General features: G+C 58.7%; 19 protein-coding genes. 13 read left to right on the plus strand and 6 right to left on the minus strand.

The features are described 5' to 3' along the window. Positions 1-75 precede the first annotated feature (75 nt). Both FY528_RS09605 and FY528_RS09610 read right to left on the minus strand, forming a co-directional pair. A complete protein-coding gene (locus FY528_RS09605; protein WP_149070782.1) occupies positions 76-729 on the minus strand; it encodes an SdpI family protein in 654 nt (217 codons plus the stop codon). 21 nt (positions 730-750) lie between these two features. After that, a complete protein-coding gene (locus FY528_RS09610; protein WP_149070783.1) occupies positions 751-1,005 on the minus strand; it encodes an autorepressor SdpR family transcription factor in 255 nt (84 codons plus the stop codon). 106 nt (positions 1,006-1,111) lie between these two features. Here FY528_RS09610 and FY528_RS09615 point away from each other — a divergent pair, with 106 nt between their 5' ends. Beyond that, a complete protein-coding gene (locus FY528_RS09615; RefSeq protein ID WP_149070784.1) occupies positions 1,112-1,618 on the plus strand; it encodes a DUF2314 domain-containing protein in 507 nt (168 codons plus the stop codon). A 483-nt stretch (positions 1,619-2,101) separates the two neighbouring features. Here FY528_RS09615 and aspS read toward each other — a convergent pair whose 3' ends face one another. After that, positions 2,102-3,865, minus strand: coding sequence for an aspartate--tRNA ligase (aspS, locus tag FY528_RS09620; protein WP_149070785.1), 1,764 nt, complete (start codon positions 3,863-3,865; stop codon positions 2,102-2,104). A gap of 272 nt (positions 3,866-4,137) precedes the next feature. Between aspS and FY528_RS09625 the strand changes: the two genes are divergently transcribed. The 8 genes from FY528_RS09625 (at position 4,138) to FY528_RS09660 (ending at position 14,214) form a co-directional block, all read left to right on the plus strand. Next, positions 4,138-5,043 (plus strand): ABC transporter ATP-binding protein, encoded by a 906-nt coding sequence (locus tag FY528_RS09625; protein WP_149070786.1) that lies wholly within the window; start codon positions 4,138-4,140, stop codon positions 5,041-5,043. Between the two features lie 122 nt (positions 5,044-5,165). Beyond that, positions 5,166-8,789, plus strand: coding sequence for an ABC transporter permease/M1 family aminopeptidase (locus tag FY528_RS09630; RefSeq protein ID WP_149070787.1), 3,624 nt, complete (start codon positions 5,166-5,168; stop codon positions 8,787-8,789). A 191-nt stretch (positions 8,790-8,980) separates the two neighbouring features. Next, positions 8,981-9,442 carry a T9SS type A sorting domain-containing protein gene (locus FY528_RS09635; RefSeq protein ID WP_149070788.1) on the plus strand — a complete coding sequence of 154 codons (462 nt, stop codon included), beginning with the start codon at positions 8,981-8,983 and terminating at the stop codon, positions 9,440-9,442. A 265-nt stretch (positions 9,443-9,707) separates the two neighbouring features. After that, entirely contained in the window at positions 9,708-10,274 is a 567-nt protein-coding gene (locus tag FY528_RS09640) for a hypothetical protein (protein WP_149070789.1), read from the plus strand. A gap of 107 nt (positions 10,275-10,381) precedes the next feature. Beyond that, positions 10,382-10,828, plus strand: a complete 447-nt coding sequence (locus tag FY528_RS09645) for a nucleoside deaminase (RefSeq protein ID WP_149070790.1) — start codon at positions 10,382-10,384, stop codon at positions 10,826-10,828. A 102-nt stretch (positions 10,829-10,930) separates the two neighbouring features. After that, a complete protein-coding gene (locus tag FY528_RS09650; RefSeq protein ID WP_149070791.1) occupies positions 10,931-11,539 on the plus strand; it encodes a superoxide dismutase in 609 nt (202 codons plus the stop codon). A gap of 177 nt (positions 11,540-11,716) precedes the next feature. Further along, on the plus strand, positions 11,717-13,009 hold the full coding sequence (locus tag FY528_RS09655) for a nucleoside permease (protein ID WP_149070792.1): 1,293 nt from the start codon (positions 11,717-11,719) through the stop codon (positions 13,007-13,009). An 89-nt stretch (positions 13,010-13,098) separates the two neighbouring features. Further along, a complete protein-coding gene (locus FY528_RS09660; protein ID WP_149070793.1) occupies positions 13,099-14,214 on the plus strand; it encodes an AAA family ATPase in 1,116 nt (371 codons plus the stop codon). A 101-nt stretch (positions 14,215-14,315) separates the two neighbouring features. Here the strand turns inward: FY528_RS09660 and FY528_RS09665 are convergent, their stop codons facing one another. After that, the gene (locus FY528_RS09665) at positions 14,316-14,735 is read right to left on the minus strand and encodes a nucleoside-diphosphate kinase (protein ID WP_149070794.1); all 420 of its coding nucleotides are present in this window, start codon (positions 14,733-14,735) and stop codon (positions 14,316-14,318) included. 328 nt (positions 14,736-15,063) lie between these two features. Between FY528_RS09665 and FY528_RS09670 the strand changes: the two genes are divergently transcribed. The 4 genes from FY528_RS09670 (at position 15,064) to FY528_RS09685 (ending at position 18,176) form a co-directional block, all read left to right on the plus strand. After that, positions 15,064-16,107: a DHH family phosphoesterase gene (locus FY528_RS09670; protein WP_149070795.1), complete on the plus strand. Its 1,044-nt coding sequence runs from the start codon at positions 15,064-15,066 to the stop codon at positions 16,105-16,107. Between the two features lie 39 nt (positions 16,108-16,146). Beyond that, entirely contained in the window at positions 16,147-17,100 is a 954-nt protein-coding gene (locus tag FY528_RS09675) for an FKBP-type peptidyl-prolyl cis-trans isomerase (RefSeq protein WP_149070796.1), read from the plus strand. Between the two features lie 76 nt (positions 17,101-17,176). After that, positions 17,177-17,734 carry an FKBP-type peptidyl-prolyl cis-trans isomerase gene (locus FY528_RS09680; protein WP_149070797.1) on the plus strand — a complete coding sequence of 186 codons (558 nt, stop codon included), beginning with the start codon at positions 17,177-17,179 and terminating at the stop codon, positions 17,732-17,734. A gap of 13 nt (positions 17,735-17,747) precedes the next feature. Continuing rightward, positions 17,748-18,176: an FKBP-type peptidyl-prolyl cis-trans isomerase gene (locus tag FY528_RS09685; protein ID WP_149070798.1), complete on the plus strand. Its 429-nt coding sequence runs from the start codon at positions 17,748-17,750 to the stop codon at positions 18,174-18,176. A 109-nt stretch (positions 18,177-18,285) separates the two neighbouring features. Here the strand turns inward: FY528_RS09685 and recO are convergent, their stop codons facing one another. Further along, the gene (gene recO / locus FY528_RS09690; RefSeq protein ID WP_149070799.1) at positions 18,286-19,002 is read right to left on the minus strand and encodes a DNA repair protein RecO; all 717 of its coding nucleotides are present in this window, start codon (positions 19,000-19,002) and stop codon (positions 18,286-18,288) included. A 113-nt stretch (positions 19,003-19,115) separates the two neighbouring features. Beyond that, positions 19,116-21,455: a type IX secretion system anionic LPS delivery protein PorZ gene (gene porZ, locus FY528_RS09695; RefSeq protein ID WP_149070800.1), complete on the minus strand. Its 2,340-nt coding sequence runs from the start codon at positions 21,453-21,455 to the stop codon at positions 19,116-19,118. Positions 21,456-21,493 lie beyond the last annotated feature (38 nt).

Here is a 21,493-nt window from a genome sequence, read left to right on the forward strand (position 1 = left end):
TTGATAGCAAACGCGGGGCAGGCCCTGCCAAATCTACTAAAATAGGTGCGTGCAGCCGAGCTACCGGATAAACTGCTACGCGGCGTTCAGCATTTGCCGATACAAGTAGTAGGAGTAGGCATAGGTAACAACCACTGTCACCAGCACGCCCGCCACCAGCACGGTGGTAGCTACCGGCGCCGACCAGAAGGCCAGGGCCGCGCTCAACAGCCCTACCCCAAAAAACAGGTAGCCCCCCACCCGGTGCGTCCGGGCCCAGATAATAGTCGACTCCAGGGCCCAGGGCGTGCGGATGCCCACAAAGTAGTTTTGGGGCACGGTAGTCAGGTAGTTGCCCAGCAGCGCGAAGAACAAGCCGAGTATCAGGGCCAGACCACTACCGGGAGGCGTGCCGGGGTGCTGGGCCACGTAGAGACTGTACAAACTCACGCCGCTGATCATAGCCAGCATAATAAACTGCAGCTTCTGGTAGTTCACACTCGTCGTCGTTAGGTGCTTTTTGGGGTCGAGACGGGGCAGGAACTGCAGCAGCGCGTACAAGCCCAGCGGCAAAGCCAGGCACAGCCACCACATGCTTTCTTTGGCCGTAAAGCCATTGGCCTCTCCATTCGCAGTAAAGTGAGTAGGAATCTGGGCTGGCAGCACATTCCAGCAATACGCCAGGTAGGCAGTGGGCAGCACCAGGGCAATCAGGGAAAGAATATGCCAGAGGGAGAAAGTCGTTTTCATAGGATTGGAGCTAGCTAAACGTTAGGATTTGAATTGCAGCAGCCAGCCCAGCAACTCATCCATCACCGTCATGTTGAGGGTGTAGAGCACAAACTGGCCCTGCTTTTCACTGGCCACCAGGTCGGCCTGGCGCAGCAAATCGAGGTGGTGGCTGATGGTGGGCTTGGAAAACTGAAAGGCGTCGGCAATTTCCCCGGCCGTGCAGGGCCGTTCGCGCAGCATCTCCAGGATAGCGCGGCGGGTAGGGTCGTTGAGGGCTTTGAAGAGGGCGTTCAAGAGCGGTTAGTTATTTAGGCAAATGTCTAACTATTTTTCGCTTGAGCAAATACCTTTGGCAATTATTTAGATATTTGTCTAAACACTCCGTTGCAGTCCATTCACGATGCGCATTTCTGTTTTATTTCTAACAGGGTTTCTCCTAGGCTTTGCGGGTTGTACTTCTGACTCAAGTAAGATTGAGCGGGAAGGCGAGCCAGCCATCTACACCACGGACGCCGATGACGAAGAGATGAACAGAGCAATGAGACAAGGTAAAGTCACATTGCCTGCGTTTCTACTCATGATAAGCAAGTCAGATTCAACCATCGCCAACTCAGCTATAAAAGTCCATTACGATGATGGGGCTCAACGAGAATACCTTTGGATAGGAAGCCTAAGTATAGAAAATGGCCAGTTGTATGGTGTTGTCGATAACAAACCGGAATTTACTAACCAAGTAGTAGCTGGGCAGCGCATTTTAGTAGATACGGCTACTGCCGTTGATTGGAATTACACCCAGAACAACCGCCTTTTTGGTGGCTATACGATTAAGCTTCTACGCAACAGGATGACTCCCGAGGAGAGAGCAGAATTTGACCAATCAACTGTTTTAACATTTGATACACCATAAACAAACGCGGCGCCTGATACATCAGGCGCCGCGTTTGTTTATGGTCATACGTTAACTGCGCCTGTACTGCTTTAGCAGTCGATCCAACTGCTCAGTGGCGCCGCTTAAACCTACCAGAGCAACTACCTCAAGCAGCTTCTGGGTTTGCCGATCTTTGATAATCAACAACTCAAATGACCCCGCCTTACCACTCGATACAGTATCAAGCGCAACTTGAATATGTCTCCAAGGAAAAAAACAAGCTTAGGAGTCCATAGACCGGCCCAAGTTTCAGCGCTGCCCTGGTATTTACCAGACTCAACACGCTTACCGCCCAGAGAGCAAGACCCACGAGCAGAGCGACAATCGTGACGGCTGTATTAAGCGGACTTTGGGTTCCGGCCCACACGGCTAGTACGAAGCTGATTGAGCCGATGAACAGCCCAAGAAACCCACCAGTCGGGGAATTGAGAAGAACGTGTGCATACTCCTTGGGCTCCACTGCTACTTCCCAACCACCGCCGTGGCAATGCTCAGCTCCTTGAGTTGAGCCTCGGAGATGGGCGAGGGCGAGTCAATCATGACGTCGCGGCCGGAGTTGTTTTTGGGGAAGGCAATGAAGTCCCGGATAGAGTCGGCGCCGCCGAAGAGCGAGCAGAGACGGTCGAAGCCGAAGGCAATGCCGCCGTGGGGCGGGGCGCCGTACTCGAAGGCGTCGAGCAGGAAGCCAAACTGGGCCTGCGCTTCCTCGGCCGAGAAGCCGAGCAGCTCAAACATGCGGGCCTGCACCGCGCGGTCGTGAATGCGGATGGAGCCGCCGCCCACTTCCACGCCGTTAATCACCATGTCGTAGGCATTGGCGCGCACCTCCCCTATCGTGTCGGGCGAGTCGAGCAGGGCAATGTCCTCAGGCTTGGGCGAGGTGAACGGGTGGTGCATGGCGAAGTAGCGGCCTTCCTCCTCAATGAACTCCAGCAGCGGGAAGTCAACCACCCACAGCGCCGAGAAGGTATTTTTGTCGCGCAAGCCCATGCGCTGGCCCATTTCCAGGCGTAGTTCGCTCAGGGCTTTGCGGGTCTTGTTCGGCTCCCCGGCCAAAATCAGCAGCAAGTCGCCGGGTTGGGCATTGAAGGCGGCTTTCCACTGCTGCAGTGCCTCCTGGGAGTAAAACTTGTCTACTGATGACTTCACCGAGCCATCCTGCTCCACGCGGGCATACACCAAACCGGTGGCGCCAATCTGCGGGCGCTTCACGAATTCCGTCAGCTCATCGAGCTGCTTACGGGTATACATGGCCGAGTTGTGCGCGTTGATGCCCACCACCAGGCCGGCGTTGTCGAACACGGGGAAGCCCTGGCCTTTCACCACGTCGTTGAGCTCCACAAACTTCATTTCGAAGCGGGTGTCGGGCTTGTCGTTGCCGTAATAGCGCATGGCATCGGCGTAGGTCATACGGGGCAGCTGGCCAATTTCGAGGTCCTTCACCTCTTTAAACAGGTACTGCACCAGCGCCTCGAAGGTGTTCAGGATATCTTCCTGCTCCACGAAGGCCATTTCGCAGTCAATCTGCGTGAACTCCGGCTGGCGGTCGGCACGCAGGTCCTCGTCGCGGAAGCACTTCACAATCTGGAAGTACCGGTCAAAGCCCGACACCATCAGCAGCTGCTTGAACGTCTGGGGGCTCTGGGGCAGGGCATAGAACTCGCCGGGGTTCATGCGGGAGGGCACCACAAAGTCGCGGGCCCCTTCGGGCGTGCTTTTGATGAGCACGGGCGTTTCCACTTCGATGAACTTCTGGCCGTCGAGAAAGCGGCGGGTGGCCTGGGCCACGCGGTGGCGCAGCATCAGGTTCTGACGCACGGGCGAGCGGCGCAGGTCGAGGTAGCGGTACTTCATCCGCAGGTCGTCGCCCCCGTCGGTTTCGTCTTCGATGAGGAAGGGCGGCAGCTTGGCGGGGTTGAGCACCTCCAGCTTTTCCACCCGGATTTCGATGCCGCCGGTGGGCATTTTGTCGTTTTTGGAGTAGCGCTCGGCTACTTTGCCGGTTACCTGCACCACAAACTCGCGGCCCAGCTCGCGGGCAGCGGCGCGCATCTCCTCGGCTTCCACGCCTTCTTCCAGGGTGAGCTGGGTGAGGCCGTACCGGTCGCGCAAGTCCACCCAGCTGATGCCGCCTTTGTCGCGGGTGCGCTGCACCCAGCCGCAAAGCGTGACGGTTAAACCAACGTGTTCGGGGCGAAGTTCGCCGCAGGTGTGCGTACGGAGCATAAACAAAAGGTGTTCTGATGAAAGAAGCCGGCGGGCCGGGCGCAAAGATAGAAGACCGGGCCGGGCCCGCCACACGCCGTCCCTGCTCCTGCTTGAATTTACGGCCGGCCCGCGTGCCGTTGGGCGGGCGCACGGTGGTGTTGGTTGAAAACCAGCGGCAGTTGATAGGTCTTTGGCTATGTTTGCCTGGCAGCCTGCCGCGGGTGTTTTCAGGCCCGGGCAATAGCGCCTCCGCTTGCTCTCACGCTCTCTTACAAAACACTTTTTCAGCTATGGAACTGGTTATCGACCACCTGTCCAAGACCTACCCCAACGGCACCAAGGCCCTCAACGACGTGAGCCTGCGCATTGCGCCCGGCATGTTTGGCCTGCTGGGGCCCAACGGTGCCGGCAAGTCCAGCCTAATGCGCACCATCTCCACCCTGCAGCAGGCCGATGCCGGCACCATTCAGCTGGGCGACATCGACGTGCTGCGGGAGCCGGAGCGCGTGCGTCAGGTGCTGGGCTACCTGCCTCAGGAGTTTGGCGTGTATCCCAAAATCACGGCGGCGGAGCTGCTGGAGCACTTTGCCGTGCTCAAGGGCCTCAGCAACAAAAGTGAGCGGCGGCAGGTGGTAGATGCCCTGCTGCAGCAAACGAACCTTTACCAGGTGCGCAACAAAAACCTGGGGGGCTACTCCGGAGGCATGAAACAGCGCTTCGGCATTGCGCAGGCGCTGCTGGGCAACCCCAAGCTCATCATCGTGGATGAACCCACCGCCGGCCTCGACCCCACCGAGCGGAACCGCTTCCACAACCTGCTGGCCGAAATCGGGGAAGACCGCATCGTGATTCTGAGCACCCACATCGTGTCGGACGTATCGGACCTGTGCCGGCAGTTTGCCATCATCAACAAAGGGCAGGTGCTGTATACCGGCGACCCGCTACGGGCCATGGAGGAAGTGCGCGGGCAGATCTGGCGGCGCAGCATCCGCAAGGACGAGCTGGCGACCTACCAGCAGCAGTTTGCAGTGATTTCCTCGCGCCTGTTTGCGGGCCAGACCATTATTCACGTGCATAGCCTGAGCCAGCCTGGCAACGGGTTCGAAGGCGTGGAGCCGACCCTAGAAGACGTGTACTTCGCCCGCATCCACGCCGCCGAGCAGGTGGCCAGTGCAGCTGCACCAGTAGCTAAGTAACTCAAACATGTCTGTCATGCTGAGCTTGCCGAAGCATCTCTACTGCTTCGGCTGAATAGTCTTGCAACAAAGCGATAGAGATGCTTCGGCAAGCTCAGCATGACCTTCCTGATATTCTGACCATGTTTCTCGAAATCTTTCTGTTTGAGCTGCGCTACCGCTTTAAGCGGCCGGCTACTTACATCTACTTTGTGCTGCTGGCCCTCATGGCCGGGCTGTTTATGCTGGCCGTGGCCGGCGTATTTGGCGTGAACGTGACCATTGGGGGCGGCAGCGGCAAGATGCTGGCCAACTCAGCTTACCAAATCAACACCATTCTCACGGTGGTAAGCTTGTTTGGCGTCTTCATAACCTCCGCCATGATGGGCACGCCAGTGTTCCGCGACTTCGACCACCGCACTCACTCGCTCTACTACACCGCCCCCATCAGTAAGGCGGGCTACCTGGGCGGGCGCTTCCTGGGCTCGTTTGTGGTGACGGTGCTGGTATTCCTCGGCGCTGCCCTGGGCGCCTGGCTGGCTACCTACTGGCCTACCATTGAGCCCGAGCGCCTGGGCCCGAACGTGGCCGCGGCCTACCTGCTGCCCTACCTGCAGCTGGTGATACCCAACCTGCTGCTGTCGGGAGCCATTTTCTTCACGGCGGCCACGCTCACGCGCTCGGCCCTGGCCATTTACCTGGGCGGGGTGCTGTTCCTGGTGCTGTACACCATCAGCGGCACGCTGCAGCAGGACCTCGACAACGACACGCTCAGCACCCTGCTTGATCCACTGGGCGGCAGCGCCATCGACCTGACCCAACGCTATTGGACGGTGGCCGAGAAAAATACCCGCCTGCTGCCCTGGAGTACCTGGCTCGTGCAAAACCGCCTGCTGTGGCTGGGTGTGGCCTTCACTACGCTGGCGGCCTGCTTTGCCTTCTTCCGGTTTTCCTTCGCCAACAAAGCGGATTCGGGTCCCCGACCTAAGGCCGGAGCACTGGGGGTGGCCGAGGCAGCCCCAAACCTGACGCTGCCCCGGGCTACGCCGCGCTTTACGGCGGGCCTGGCCTGGGCCCAATTGGGCCGACTGCTGCGGCTGGAGTTCTTCGGCACGGTGCGCAGCGTGTATTTCATCGGCATTGCCGGGGCGGGCTTACTCTTCCTGCTGGTTACGGGCATGCAGGTGGGCAAAATGTACGGCACCAACACCTTCCCCACCACGCCGGTAGTGGTGCAACTGCTGGCCAGTACGTTTGCCTTGTTCCAGCTCATCATCATCACCTTCTACGCCGGGGAGCTGGTGTGGCGGGAGCGGGATGCCAAGATCAACCAGATTTACGACGCCATGCCCATGCCGGCGTGGGTGCCATTTCTGGCCAAGCTCGGCGCGCTGATGCTGATTCAGGTGGTGCTGCTGGCCGTGGTGATGCTGTGCGGACTGCTGCTGCAGACCTTCAAGGGCTATTTCAACTACGAGCTGGGGCTGTACGTGCAGGAGCTGTTCGGCTTCCGCCTGGTGGGCATGCTGCTGCTGTGCGTGCTGGCCATGCTGGTGCAGGTGCTGGTCAACAACAAGTACTTGGGGCACTTCATCATGATCCTGTACTATGCCTTCAACCTGTTTCAGGGCACACTGGGGCTGGAGCACAACCTGTATTCCTTTAACGGAGCCCCTGAAACGCCTTACTCAGCTATGAACGGCTACGGCCATTTTGTGGGGCCGTTTCTGGCCTTCAAGCTCTACTGGGCGGCATTTGCCGTGCTGCTGGCCTTGGGCAGCGCCTTGCTCTGGCCCCGGGGCACCGAAACGCGGTTTTCCTGGCGCTGGCAGCAGGCCCGCTTTGGCTTGTCGCCAGCCCTGGGTGTGGTAGCGGGCGTGGCTCTGCTGGCCTTTGCGGGGCTGGGCGCCTATATTTTCTACAACACCAACATCCTGAACGACTACCGCACCTCCGACGAAAACGATGCCCTGGGCGCGGCGTTTGAGCGCAAGTACAAGCGCTTCGAAAAAACGCCCCAGCCCCGCATCACGGCCGTGCAGGTGAACGTGGACATCTTCCCTCAGGAGCGCGACGTGCGTTTCCGGGGCTCCTACTGGCTGCTCAACCGCACCCGGCAGCCCATCGACTCGGTGCACCTGGTGGGCGCGACTGAGGCTGAGGTAAAGCAGATGGCTCTGAGCCGCCCCGCGAAAGAGGTGCTGCACGACCAGGTGGGCGACGTTGATTACCGCATCCTGCGCCTGGCTCAGCCCCTGCAACCCGGCGACTCCCTGCAGCTGAACTTCGATCTGGCTTACACCAACCCGGGCTTCAAGAACAGTGGCTCCAACACCAGCATCGTGGAAAATGGCACGTTCGTCAACTCCCAGCTGCTGCCCCACATCGGCTATCAGCCCGAGGCCGAGCTGTCCGGCGACGACACTCGCAAAGAGCAGGGCCTGGCGCCCCGGCCCCGCATGGCCCCGGTGGGTGACTCGGCGGCCCGCATGAATACCTACATCACCAACGACGCTGACTGGATTCGGTTTGAGGCGACGGTGAGCACCTCCCCCGACCAGGTAGCCATTGCCCCCGGCTATTTGCAGCGGGAGTGGACGGAGAAAGGCCGGCGCTATTTCCACTACAAAATGGACGCGCCCATCCTCAACTTCTACTCCTTCCAATCGGCCCGCTACCGGGTGTATAAGGACAAGTGGAACTCGGTGCCTATCGAAATCTACTACCATCCCGGCCATGAGTACAACCTGCGGCGCATGGCCCAGGGCGTGAAAAAGGGCTTGGAGTACTATACCTCACACTTTGGTCCCTACCAGCACCGGCAGGTACGCATCATTGAGTTTCCCGGCTACTCTGGCTTTGCCCAGAGCTTCCCCAACACCATTCCGTTTTCCGAGAGCATTGGCTTTGTGGCGGAAGTGGACTCCACCGACCCCAAGGACATCGACTACCCGCTCTACGTGACGGCGCACGAGGTAGCCCACCAGTGGTTTGCCCACCAGATTATCGGGGGCAACGTGCAGGGCGGCACGCTGATGTCGGAAACGCTGAGCCAGTACGGCGCCCTGATGGTGATGAAGCACCTCTATGGCCCCGACAAGATGAAGAAGTTTCTGCGCTTTGAGCTGAACTCTTATCTGACGGGCCGGGGCTTTGAGCGGAAAAAGGAAGTACCCTTGTACCTGGTTGAGAACCAGCCCTACATCCACTACCGCAAGGGTTCTTTGGTGATGTATGCCCTGCAGGATTACCTGGGTGAGGAAGCGGTGAACAGCGCCATCAAAGAGTACCGCGACAAAGTAGCCTACCAGCGGGGCCCTTACACCAACTCGGTGGAGTTTATCGGCTACCTGCGCAAGCACACCCCCGACTCGCTGCAATACCTGGTGACCGACCTATTCGAGAAGATTACCCTCTACGAGAACAAGGTTGACTCGGCTTCCTACCGCAAGCTGCCCAACGGCCAGTACCGGGTGCAGTTCACGGTAGATACCAAGAAAATTTACGCCGACTCCCTGGGCAACGAAACCGACGTGACCAACGCCCGCGACTTGGTGGAAGTAGGCGTGCTGGGCCGCAAAAAGGTGAATGGCCAGTGGCAGGATGTGCCCATGCTGGTGCAGAAGCGCCACCTGCGCCCCGGCCGCAACCGCCTGGAGTTTACCGTACCCCAGAAGCCGGAGCGCGTGGGCATCGACCCCTTCAACAAGCTGGTGGACCGCAACCCCGACGACAACGTGAAAGCCCCCGAGGAAAAGAAGGCATAATGCTCTGATCTGAACCTCTGCCGAAGCCCGGTCGTTCTGCGACCGGGCTTCTTGTTGGGCAGCTGCCCAACTGCGGCGCGTGCAAATCCGTAGCCTCACCCGAAGCCGGGCTTCGCGCAAGTTTGGCCCGACTTCTGCAAAGCGCCTTTACACGGGCGGTTGCCCGCTTCCTCAGCCTTCCTTCTTCCGATATGAAACGTTTCGTCCTTCTCGCCCTCGCCTCTGCCCTCAGCTTCTCCGCTGCCCAGGCCCAAACCAAAATCAAGACTAAAGCCAAGGACGAAGATGCCTCGGTGAAGTCGAAAAGCACCGCGGAGCCGGTGGTGCTGGACGGGCCTATTAAGCGCGTGGAAACCCTTTCCGGCATCGATGTATATCCCAACAGCAGCACCAACACCATCCTGCTGAGCTTTACCCAGCAGTTCACGGTGCCCGGCACGCTGGTGATGACCAACTACAAAAACGAGCCTATCTATACCACTGCCCTGGACCCGCAGAACAACACCGGCCAACCCGTAGACCTGGGCCGCATTCCGGCCGGCACTTACCTGGTAGAAGCCAAAACCGGCAACTACGTGTACTGGAAGAAGGTGCGCATCAAGTACCCCACCGTGTCGAGCAGCAGCACCAGAAACAAGCGCAGCCGCCGCTAAGCGTGGTTTTGCCCTGCTTCATCTGGCGTCCGCCCAGCCGAAGCATCTCTACCGCTTCGTTGGGGGTTACCACACTACCAAGATGCTTCGACTACGGCTTTGCCTTCGCTCAGCATAACGTTTGCAAGAAATTCTGTTGCCTCCGCTGCCGTTCGGTAGCGGGGGCATTTTTTTAGTGGCTGACAATGGCCCGTCGGCGTTTCCCGTTTTTCCCGCAGATTGCGGCCCCAAGCGCCGCTCTTTCTCTTTCGTTTTTTCCCTTTCTATGAAAACGCGTTTCAACCGTTTCCTTTTCCTGCTGGTGCTGCTTACGACCTTCACGGCCCTGGCTGCTCCTAAGCCCAAGCTCAAGAAAACGCCTCTGGCCGGGGGCATTACCCTGGGCGTACCCGAGGGCTTCACGCCCCTGCCCGACGAAGGCATTGCTGCTAAGTTCCCCGCGCCGCGCAAGCCCCTGGCCGTTTTCTCCGACCGGGCCGGCCGCGTAGACCTCAGCGTGGCTCAGAAGGAAACGCCCTTCGGCAGCGGCGACTATGGCCTGCTACTGAAAATCTACAAGGCCAGCATCCAGAACATGTACACCAAGGTGACTTTCCTCACCGAAGACATCCGCACCATCAACAAGCGGGACTTTATTGTGCTGGAATTCACTTCTGAGGTAGCCGACACCCGCCGCAACAGCAACCTGGCGCCCATCCGCAAGTACCAACTGGTGCAGTATGCCATTGAAGGCAAGACCCTCACCGTCTTCACCTTCAATGCCCCCGCCGAAGAGCAAGCCCGCTGGCAGCCCACCGCCCAGGCCGTAATGCAGAGTATTTCGATGAAATAGAGTCTTAGGATCTTTGGGTCTTAGGGACTTGGTTGATGTTCAATGAAGCATTCGATATCAACAAAAATCTAAGACCCCAAGACCCTAAGTCCCTAAGACCCCAAGTCATGACTCTTTCCCTGTATTCTGATGAGTACTACATGCGGGAGGCGCTGAAGCAGGCCCGCTACGCCCTGGAGGAAGAGGAAATTCCGATTGGGGCGGTGGTAGTCCTGGACCGCCAGATTATTGCCCGCGCCTACAACCAAACCGAAAAGCTGCGCGACGTAACGGCCCACGCCGAAATGCTGGCCCTCACGGCGGCGGCCAACCACCTCGGTAACAAGTACCTGCAGGATTGCACCCTTTACGTGACGGTGGAACCCTGCGTGATGTGCGCCGGTGCCTCCTTTTGGGCCCAGGTGAAGCGCGTGGTATATGGGGCCGCTGAAGACAAGCGCGGCTACCGCCGCTACGGCAACCTGCTGCACCCGCGCACCGAGCTGGCTACCGGCATCATGGCCTTGGAGTGCGCCGCCCTCATGCAGGAGTTTTTCGCCCGCAAGCGCAAATAGGCTACTTTTGGCCGTGCTGCCGACCGGGCACCGCAACCCCGGCCGCCCTTCGGCGGTTATACTCTGAACTCGTTTCTTCTTTCACCCTAACCCTACATTGCTATGGCTTTTGAACTGCCCCAGCTCCCCTACGCCTACGATGCCCTGGAACCGCACATTGATGCCAAGACCATGGAAATCCACCATACCAAGCACCACCAGGCCTACGTAACCAACCTCAACAACGCCATTGCCGGCACCGAGCTGGAAGGCAAGAGCCTGGAAGAGCTGATGCACAACATTGCAGCGGCTCCCGCGGCAGTGCGCAACAACGGCGGCGGCCACTGGAACCACTCCCTGTTCTGGACCGTGCTGGGCCCCAACGGCGGCGGTGAGCCTACCGGCGCCGTGGCCGAAGCCATCAACAGCGCGTTTGGTAGCTACGAGAAGTTCAAGGAAGAATTCACCAAAGCCGCTACTACGCGCTTCGGCTCCGGCTGGGCCTGGCTGTGCAAGCAGCCCGATGGTTCCCTGCAGATCTGCTCCACGCCCAACCAGGACAACCCACTGATGCCCGACACCGGCTGCAAAGGCACCCCCATCCTGGGCCTCGACGTGTGGGAGCACGCCTACTACCTCAACTACCAGAACCGCCGCCCCGACTACATTGCGGCTTTCTATAACCTCATCAACTGGGACGAAGTAAACCGCCGCTTCTCGGCCGCGGGCTAACTAACCCGGCTCCCGGTACTTTCATAAAAGCCTTTCTGCAGCCCGCGGAAAGGCTTTTGTGCGTTTACGGCTCCCCCCAAACGCCGGCCGGGGCAGTGTCGGCGGGCGGCCTATCCGGTTAGATTTCTTGTATATTTAGCAGTCATTTTCCTTAAGTTCCCTCCAACCGCGTTCTGCATGAGTACCAAGTTGCGGCTCATTCTTCTGAGCTTTTTACAGTTTTTTATCTGGGGCTCATGGCTGATAACCATTGGTGCTTACTGGTTTCAGACCAAGCAGTGGTCGGGGGCCGAGTTTGGCGCCATCTTCTCCACGATGGGCATTGCGTCCATCTTCATGCCCTCCCTCATGGGCATCGTGGCCGATAAATACGTGAATGCGGAGAAGCTCTACGGCATTCTGCACATCCTGGGTGGTATTGTGCTCTTTACGGTGCCCATGGTTAGCTCGCCCGGCACCATGTTCTGGGTGATGCTGCTGAACATGATTTTCTACATGCCCACGCTGGCTTTGTCCATAGCCGTGTCGTACTCGGTGCTGAAAAGCCGGGGCGGCGACGTGGTAAAGGACTACCCGCCCATCCGGGTGTGGGGCACGGTGGGCTTCATCGTGGCCATGTGGACGGTGAGCTTGCTGGGCTTCGAGAAGTCGGCCAACCAGTTTTACATAGCCGCCGGCGCCGCCATCCTGCTGGGTTTCTACTCCTTTACCCTGCCAGCCTGCCCTCCGCCGTCCAAGGACACGCCTAGCCGCTCGCTCATTGATGTGCTGGGGCTGAAGTCATTTGCCTTGTTGCGCGACACGAAGATGCTCACCTTCTTCGTGTTCGCCATGCTGCTGGGCGCGGCGCTACAGCTGACGAATGCCTACGGTGACACCTTCCTGCACGATTTCGACAAGGTACCGGCGTACCAGGACACGTTTGCCGTGAAGTATCCGGCCATCATCATGTCCATTTCGCAGGTGTCGGAAACCCTGTTTATCCTGGCTATACCGTTCTTTCTGCGCCGCTTCGGTATCAAGCAGGTGATGCTGTTCAGCATGATTGCCTGGGTGCTGCGCTTCGGTCTGCTGGCTTTCGGCACCCCCGATTTCCCCGGCATCTCGCTGATCATCCTTTCCTGCATCGTGTACGGCATGGCCTTCGACTTCTTCAACATCTCCGGCTCCCTGTTCGTGGAAACGCAAACGGCTTCGAGCATTCGGGCCAGCGCTCAGGGGCTGTTTATGATGATGACCAACGGCTTTGGAGCCGTGCTGGGCAGCTCCGTCAGCGGTATCGTCATTGAGCAGTACTTCACCGCCGCCGATGGCGTTACCAAGGACTGGCACGGCATCTGGCTCACGTTTGCCCTCTACGCCCTGGTTATTGCGGTGCTGTTCGTCATTCTCTTTAAGCACAAGCACACTACTCAACCTGCTGAGCCCGAGCTGCCCGCTGAGCCTCGGCTGAGCATAGAACAAGCTTAACACACTCTTGCTTGTCCCTTTTAACCGCCTGCTACCTGCCTCGTTGCGCAGGTGCAGGCGGTACTTTTATCTCCCTTCTATTGCTTGCTATGCACACTAATTTACCCCGCCCCGCCCCGCTCGACTGGACCGGCACATTTGATAAGGCGCATTATTTCTTACCGCTAGCGTGGTTCCACCAAGCCTTTGGGGTAGTTCCACGCAAGCTCATCTTTCAGCTCGCCAACGCCGATGCGCGCTCCGCCGTGCTAACGGCCCTGGCTACCCGCTACAACCTGGAAGCCGCTACCGTAGCTCACTCCGTCTACATCGAAAAGGCCACAAAAGAGCCTGAGTTGAACGTGTGGGCACTAAACGTTGCGCCCCACTTGCTCTTGCTTGTCGGCGACCAGGGCGTGTACAACGAGCGGGGCGTACAGGTATTCTACTCCGCCAGCACCGCCGCCGAGGAGTTGACTTTCGTGCGGGAGCTGCTGGTGGCGCACCTTGAGACCGGGCAACAGGAGCGGCAGCGCATCCATGTGCTGCGGCTGGCTTACAATGACCTGGAGTTTACGCCCCTCGAAATCAAAATTCCGGCCCTGGACCTGGCCACTCATTATAACGACGATTTGCTACCGGCCCACAACACGATTGTGCGGCGTTTGCAACAGCCCCAGGATAAAGGCATCGTCATTCTGCACGGCCCGCCCGGCACGGGCAAGACCAGCTACATCCGCCACCTCTGCGGCCTTACCGATAAGCCTAAGCTGTTTATTCCGCCTAACCTTGCGGCCCGAATTGCTGATCCGGAGTTTATCAATCTGCTCCACGACAACACCAACTCCATTCTAATCATCGAAGATGCGGAAACGCTGCTTACCAAACGTGATGCAGCGGGCGGTGGCCCCAGCGCGGTAAGCAATCTGCTCAACCTTTCCGACGGCTTGCTGGCCGACTGCTTTCACATTCAGATTGTGTGCACCTTCAACACTGATCTATCCCACATCGACAGCGCGCTTCTTCGCAAAGGCCGGCTAATTGCCGCCTACCACTTTCAGCCCCTTGCCGAGCCCAAGGCCGAAGCCCTGGCAACTAGTTTAGGCCAGGCCACAGCACTAGGCGCACCTACGGCCCTCGCCGACATTTATAACCGTGAGGAGCAAGAGTTTGAAGTAGGTAAAGCAACTAAGCGTATAGGCTTTGGTGCCCGCGAGCAGAAGTAGTAGCATAAACCTGGTATAAGCCTAGCACAAAAACAGTATAAATAAAAAGCCGCTCTGGGTCTTCCAGAGCGGCTTTTTGCGTTATTTAAGCAGTATTCCTCTTAGAATTGCTCGTCGGCTGAGAAAAAGAAGTCACCTTCGATTTGAGCGTTTTCGTCGGAGTCGGAACCGTGTACGGCGTTGGCTTCGATGCTCTTGGCGTACTTCTTCCGGATGGTGCCTTCGGCGGCCTGGGCCGGGTTGGTAGCGCCAATCAGGGTGCGGAAGTCAGCAACAGCATTGTCTTTCTCCAGAATAGCCGCTACGATGGGCCCCGATGACATGTACTTCACCAGGTCGCCGTAGAAAGGACGCTCTTTGTGAACGGCGTAGAATTCGCCGGCGCGCTCGGGCGTCAGCAGTACTTTTTTCAGGCTAACGATGCGGAAGCCACCTTCTTCAATCATGCTCAGGATGCCACCGATGTGGTTTTCCTGGGTAGCATCGGGCTTAATCATCGTGAACGTGCGGTTCGTGGCCATACAGCAGGGTGTGGGGGTTATGGTGAAGTAGACGAAGTGTCTCCGTAAATTGCGGGGCAAAAATAGTGGCTTTTTTTCCGTTTGGGTAGCATCTACCCTAAGCTGGGGTCCAGCGGCTGGGTTGCTGCCAGTGCAGGTATTCTGTTTAAGCGGGGCCTGAAAGGCCCTGGCGGCAGCCCGGGGAAGGCATTCACCGCCGCTTTGCCCGTGCTCCACCCGGCAAATGCACCATTCTACCGCGCGGTTTGTTGAAACCCGGAATATTTCCGATTTTTGCGCCCTTGTATCCGGCCTAAATTCCCGGATTTCAGTTACCTAGCAGCAGGCAATGCACGATACTAGCGCCCTGCAGGAGTTGCTTGCGCAACCCCGGCAGATTTTCATCACCACGCACCACAAGCCCGACGCTGATGCCTTGGGCTCCTCGCTGGGAATGGCCGGCTACCTTCGCAAGAAAGGCCACCACGTCACGGTGGTCACGCCCTCCGACTACCCCGATTTTCTGGCCTGGATGCCCGGCAACGAGGAGGTAATTGTGTATGAGCCCGACCAGAACGATGCGCAGGTTCGAGACCTGATCAGCCGGGCGGAGGTTCTTTTCTGTCTTGACTTCAGCTGCCTGGGCCGCATCAGCGAGCTGGGCGAGTACATCCGGGCGGCCAGCGGTACGAAGGTCCTCATCGACCACCACCAAGAGCCCGAGCAGTTTGCTGACCTCGACTTCTCGAATGCCAAAGCGGCGGCCACGGCCGAGCTGGTTTTTGAGGTAATCCGGGACATGGGCGACCAAGCCCTTATTGATAAAGGCATCGGGGAATGCCTGTACGCCGGCATCATGACGGACACCGGCTCTTTCCGCCACCCCAGCACCTCGCGCAACGTGCACCTCATCATTGCCGAGCTGCTTAATGCCGATATTGACTTGTCGGCCGTACACCGCCGCATCTACGACTCGCACTCCGAAATGCGCCTGCGTTTCCTGGGCTTTGTGCTGAAAGACAAGCTCACTGTTCTGCGCGAGTACAACACCGCCTACATTGCCATTACCCAGGACGAGCTCCGCCAGTACCAATCGAAAACCGGTGACACTGAGGGGTTGGTGAACTTTGCCCTCAGCATTGAAGGCGTCGTATTTGCCGCTATCCTCATCGACCGTGGCAACGCCGTGAAGATTTCCTTCCGCTCGGTGGGCGACTTCTCGGTAAGTGACTTCTCGCGGCGCCACTTCCAGGGCGGCGGCCACCACAACGCGGCCGGCGGCATCAGCTACGAACCCCTGGATACCACCGTGCAGCGGTTTTTGGACCTGCTGCCCCACTACCAGACCCAACTCGTGACCAGCCCCTTGGCAGTTGCGCAGCCAGCGGCGTAACTTGCCTGAAATTTACGTTTACACCCTCTTCCTTTTTACATGCGTCTTAACAGCACTTTTCTGTACCTGGCTCTGGCCGCCGGTACCCTCAGCCTGGCTTCCTGTGAGAAGGGCAACAAGGGATTCGACAAGACCAAGTCGGGTATTGAATACCAGCTTTTCTCCAGTGAAGGCGGCAAATACTCCCGCAAAGAAGTAGCGGCAACTGACACCGCCTACAAAAGCCGTATTGGCAAAGTCCTGGCCCTGAACGTGGAATACCGCACGGCCAAAGACTCGGTGCTGTTCAGTTCCCGCAAGCAGCAGGGTACGCCCGTGATGGTGCCCCTGCAGGAACTCACCACCAAGGGTGGCCTGGAAGACGCTATTTCCCTGCTCCAGCCCGGCGACAGCGGCGTGTTCCGCTTCAACCTCGACACCATTTTCGCCAAGTCGTTCCGGGTGCCCGTGCCGCCTTTCATGAAGAAAGCTGGCAACGTGATGACCGTGTACGCCAAAGCCACCAAGCTGATGACCCGCGACGAGGCCATGGTGGAGCAGCAGAAGATGATGGCCGTGCAGCAGCAGAAGATGATGGCCTACGCCGAGCAGCAGCTGAAGAAAGACGACGTGGTGCTGCAGGACTACATCAAGAAAAACAACCTGAAGGCTCAGAAGGATGCTTCGGGCATCTACTACGTGGTAGCGCAGCAGGGCACGGGCGCCAAGCCCAAGTCCGGCCAAACGGTTTCGGTGCAGTACAAAGGAACCCTGCTCGACGGGAAGGAGTTTGACTCTTCGGCGAAGAGCAATGGTGGCAAGCCCATTGAATTTCCGCTGGGCGTTGGCCAGGTGATTCCGGGTTGGGACAAGGGCATTGCCCTGCTCAACAAAGGCACCAAGGCTACGCTGCTCATTCCCTCTACGCTGGCGTACGGCCAGCGCGGTGCTGGCGCCGACATCCCCGCCGATGCGCCCCTGCGCTTCGATGTGGAGCTGGTAGACGTGAAATAACGCAACCTTTTTCGGTTGTGGCATACTCTTCTTCGCGCCGCCCCCGTGGCGGCGCGAACTTTTTTCTTCCTTTTTTATGAACCGCACCCTTTCTTTTCGTCGACGCCTGTTGCTGCCCGCTTTCCTGCTCGTGCTGGGGGCGGCACCCGTGGTGCTGCCCGGCTGCAAAACCGACTACGCCAAGGAAACCGAAAAGCACACTGCCGAGCAGAAGGTGAAAGATGATGCTGCCATTCGGGAGTATCTGACGGCCAACAACATCACCAACTTTACCCGCACCGAGTCGGGTCTGTACATCGTCCCCGTTACGGAGGGAACAAGTGAGCAACTCACAGTTGGTAAGACAGCGCAAGTAAAATATATTGGCAGCTATCTGAACAAAACCAAGTTTGAGTCATCAGTAGATAATGGGTCGCCTTGCGGCTGTATCAGCGTAATAATCGGAGTAGATAAAGTGCTAATTGGCAATGGTTCTGCTGTAGAGGGCTGGAATCAAACGATTCCTAAAATGAAGGTAGGAGACAGAAAAATCTTGCTCATCCCATCTTACCTTGGATATGGGACGTGTACCACGTGTGGCGTTCCCGCTGATACCCCTTTAGTATTTGATGTAGAAGTTCTTTCCCAGCGTTAAAATCCTGAAGCCCATGCGTATCCTTTGGAGCCTGGTGCTCGGCATACTGCCCGTGGCAGCTTTCGGCCAGGCGGCGCAGGATACGCTGAGCCTTCCTTCCGGCATCCGTTACGTGGTGCATTCCCTGGGTACCGGCGCGGCCGGCCACAACGGCAACACCGTGCTGGTGCACTACACCGGCTTTCTGCCCGATGGGAAGATGTTCGAGTCGTCGGCGGTGGAGGGGCGGCCGGTGAAGGCCCACCTGGGCGAGCATGATGTGATACCGGGCTGGGAACAAGTGCTGCCTTTGCTGCCGGCCGGCACCCGCGCCTGGGTGTACATCCCGGCGGCCCTGGCCTACGGCAAAAAAGGCGTGCGCGACCCTGATGACGATAAACGCTTCACCATTCCGCCGAATACCGACTTACGCTTTGAGCTAAACGTGGTGCGCGTGAAGTAGAGCTTAGAGCTTAGAGCTTAGAGCTTAGAGCTTAGAGCTTAGAGTGTATGTAAAAGGGCCCGCAGTGGTTGTTGCGGGCCCTTTTTTCGTATTTCCTTTTTGCGTTTCCCTACTCGGCCAATACCTCCGACAGCACTGCCAGGGACCGGATTTCGCCGAGCTTATCCACGTGCAATTGGTAGTAGCGGATAAGCACTTGGAGTAGCTCCCGCCGGACGCGGCCGTTGGGAATGGCCACCTGGGCCGGGTTCCGCAGCAGGTCGTCGAAATACTGGTCAAATTCCTGGAAGCGGAGGGCTACGGGGCCAGTATCCTGCGCCGTGGGCGCGGAGCCGGCAAAGGCCACCTGCGAGGTAATTTCCTGGCCCGACTCGGCCCCAAAACCCAGGTAGCCGGCCAACTCAAGCAGGAAGCGCAGGGCAAAGTTCTCGAAACCCTCCGCCTGCCGGTCGAACTGCAGGATGGCGTCGTGCAGGAAGGTGAAAAGCGGCTCGTTCTGCTCTTCCTCCAGCACCGTGCGGCCCACTACCTCGGCCAGAAATAGTACCACGCTGCTTTTGCGTACGTCGTAGGGAATAGCCGAAAACGGCTCGGCGCACCGGAACTCCGACAGCCGGGTGATACCGCCCTGCCGGGAAGTGTAGGCCACCAGCTCCAGCAGCGTAAACGGCTGAAACAAGGCAATGCGCCCCGGGGGCTTGGCCTTGCGCACCCCGTTCACTACGTACGACTGCAAGCCCAGCTGCTCGGTATAGACGCGGGCAATGATGGACGTTTCGCGGTACCGAATGTAGTTGAGAACAATACCGCGGGTTTTGATGAGCATACTTGGGGAATGGCTGAATGGTTGAATGGCTGTCTGGCTGGTAAAAAAGGGGCGCTATTACTTGCCTTGGTGAACAAACAACAAGTAAGCCATTGAGCCCTGCAGCCATTTACTCATTGTTCTACTACGGCAATCTTGCTGATGCAGCCGTTCTGGCCATCCGCGTCGGATGAAAGCACCAGGTATACCCCCGACTGCACGCGGCGGCCGTTGTAGTCCTGCAGGTTCCAGACCACGGTGCCGCCGTTGGCGCGGGTTTGGTAAACGAGCAGCCCGCTTACGTCCGTGATTTTGACAATGGCATTATTGGCCAGCCCCGAAATGCCTACCTGCCCGGTAAAGCTGCGCCGCACGGGGTTTGGGTATACTTTCGCGCAATCGGGCTTGCCTTCCGTTACGGTAGCAGCCCCACGATACGTCACCAAGCCGGCTTCCGTCGCCACGAACACCTCACCGGTTTTGTCATTCACGGCCACATCCACAATTTTGTTGGAGGGCAGCGGACTATTATCCGTGGTGAAGTGCAGCAGGGCCTCGTCGGCATCTTCGTTGAAGAGCCACAGGCCGGAGTCGGTGCCGAACCACTTGCGGTTGCCGCCATCTACAGCCACTGTTTTCACCAGCTCCGTAAACAACGTCGGGAAATTGCTGCCCGTTCCACGTTTGACGATGGGCAGGCGGAAGCCCGGGTTGTCGGCCGTAAACACCAGGCTCGGATCATCGTAGACGGCCACGCCTTTGGCCGTAGCCACCCAAATAGCGCCGCGCCGGTCCTTCACCAGGTCGTAGATGTTGCCGCCTTTTTCGGGTAGGCCGCCGGCGCTTTCCGTAAAGATTCGGTAGTCTCCACTGGCATTCACGGCGACCATGCCCGTGCCTTCCTTGCGGGAGCGGGAAATCCAGGCCACGCCTTCATCATCTAAAGCAATGCGGTCTAGGTTTTCGGCCGCCGGAAAGTAGGGCACCGTGCGCCAGGTGCCGGCTGCTGGGGTAAAGATGTGCACCCCCGACACGTTGGCTACCTCCAGGTGGCGGTTGATAACCCACACGTCGCCGTTGCGGGCGGCGGCCACGTCAGTTACGCGGGTGTAGCCGGGGTCAGCCGGGATGGAGCTGATGAGCGGGTTGGGCTGATTATCGGTGGGGTTGAACAAGCGGAACTTGCCCGGGCCTTTCCATTCCAGCAACCCGTTGGCGTAGCTGCCCACGTACAAGGTGCCATCGGCGGTACGGGTGCCCCGGGCCAGGTCCTGCGGGTCGGGGTACTGGGCACGGTCGGGAAAGGTCTGGGGCGTGATGTTGGTCCACTTTCCATCCAGGTACTCGAAAAACCCTTCGTGCTTACCCGATTGCACGAATCGGTCGGTAAAGCCTCCCGCAAAGACGGTGGTACGCCCGGTGGCATCGGGCAGGATGTTGAAGGCACTGGCCGTAGCCGGGGCATTGGTCACAAAATTCTCAAACTGCCGCTTATCCACCGACGACACCACCAACCCGCGCTGGTAATCGGCCACGTAAAGGCGCCCGTCGCGGCCCCGCAGCGCCGCACGCGGGTCTTTCACCAGCTCGTGCGGGTAAGTCTCCAAGGTTCCATCGGGTTGCAGCAGGGAAACATTCTCCTGATCTGCCACGACCAAGCCGGCGCGCGAAGGCGTCAGCTGCCGGTAGGCCCGACCAGCCAACGCACTCAGCGGTACCCACTCCCGGCCCGTAAAGCGGAGGATAGCCGCGTAGTTCAGGCCGGCGTATACGTGGCCATTGTAGGTGGCCAGGGCGCGGTACGGGTCACCGTCGCGCGGCCCGCCTCCAGAGTCAGTCGTCCAGTTGCGGTAGTCGAGCAGGTTATCCTTCAAGTGCCCCCGCCGCAGGCCCGCGGAGGTAGCCACATAGAGGGAGTCGCCGAGGACGGTGGAGGCGAAGGTGCGCACGGCCGCGCCGCCCGGGCCAATGTTGGTATAGGTTTCGCGCACCTCCAGCCGGCCCATATCCAGCACCACCAGCCCAAAGCTACCCGCCAGATAGCCCCGTTTGGCATGGAAGTACAAGCTGTGGATGGTGTTGTCGCCGGCCAGCTGCTTGCGCAGGATGTCGTTGAGGTTGCGGATAGATCCATCGGGCCGCAGCACGTCGAGGTTGGCGTTGCGGTAGGCCACCACTACTTGCTGGGTAAGAGAGTCGTAGGCTACTGTGCGCACCCCCACATCGTGCAGCCCGTCACGCCGGGACAACAGGCGGGTGGTGTGCAGCTCTTTGTCGAAAACGAAAAAAGCATCTTCCGTGGCCACGTACACCAATGGGCCCGTGTCGGCCAGGGCCAGGGCCCGGTTGGTGGGCAGGTGCAGCTGCCAGTCGCCGTAGCCAACGCGCCCCTGCGCCTGCCCGGCCATCCATACCCCGCAAACCAGTACGCCAATCAGAAAGCCAACTTGAAACGCACGTAGAAAAGGCCGCATGAAGAAAAGCTAAAAACCGAAGGATAGTGGCAGTCTAA

Origin of the sequence: Hymenobacter lutimineralis, from assembly GCF_008271285.1 — a bacterium.
Lineage (GTDB): Bacteria > Bacteroidota > Bacteroidia > Cytophagales > Hymenobacteraceae > Hymenobacter > Hymenobacter lutimineralis.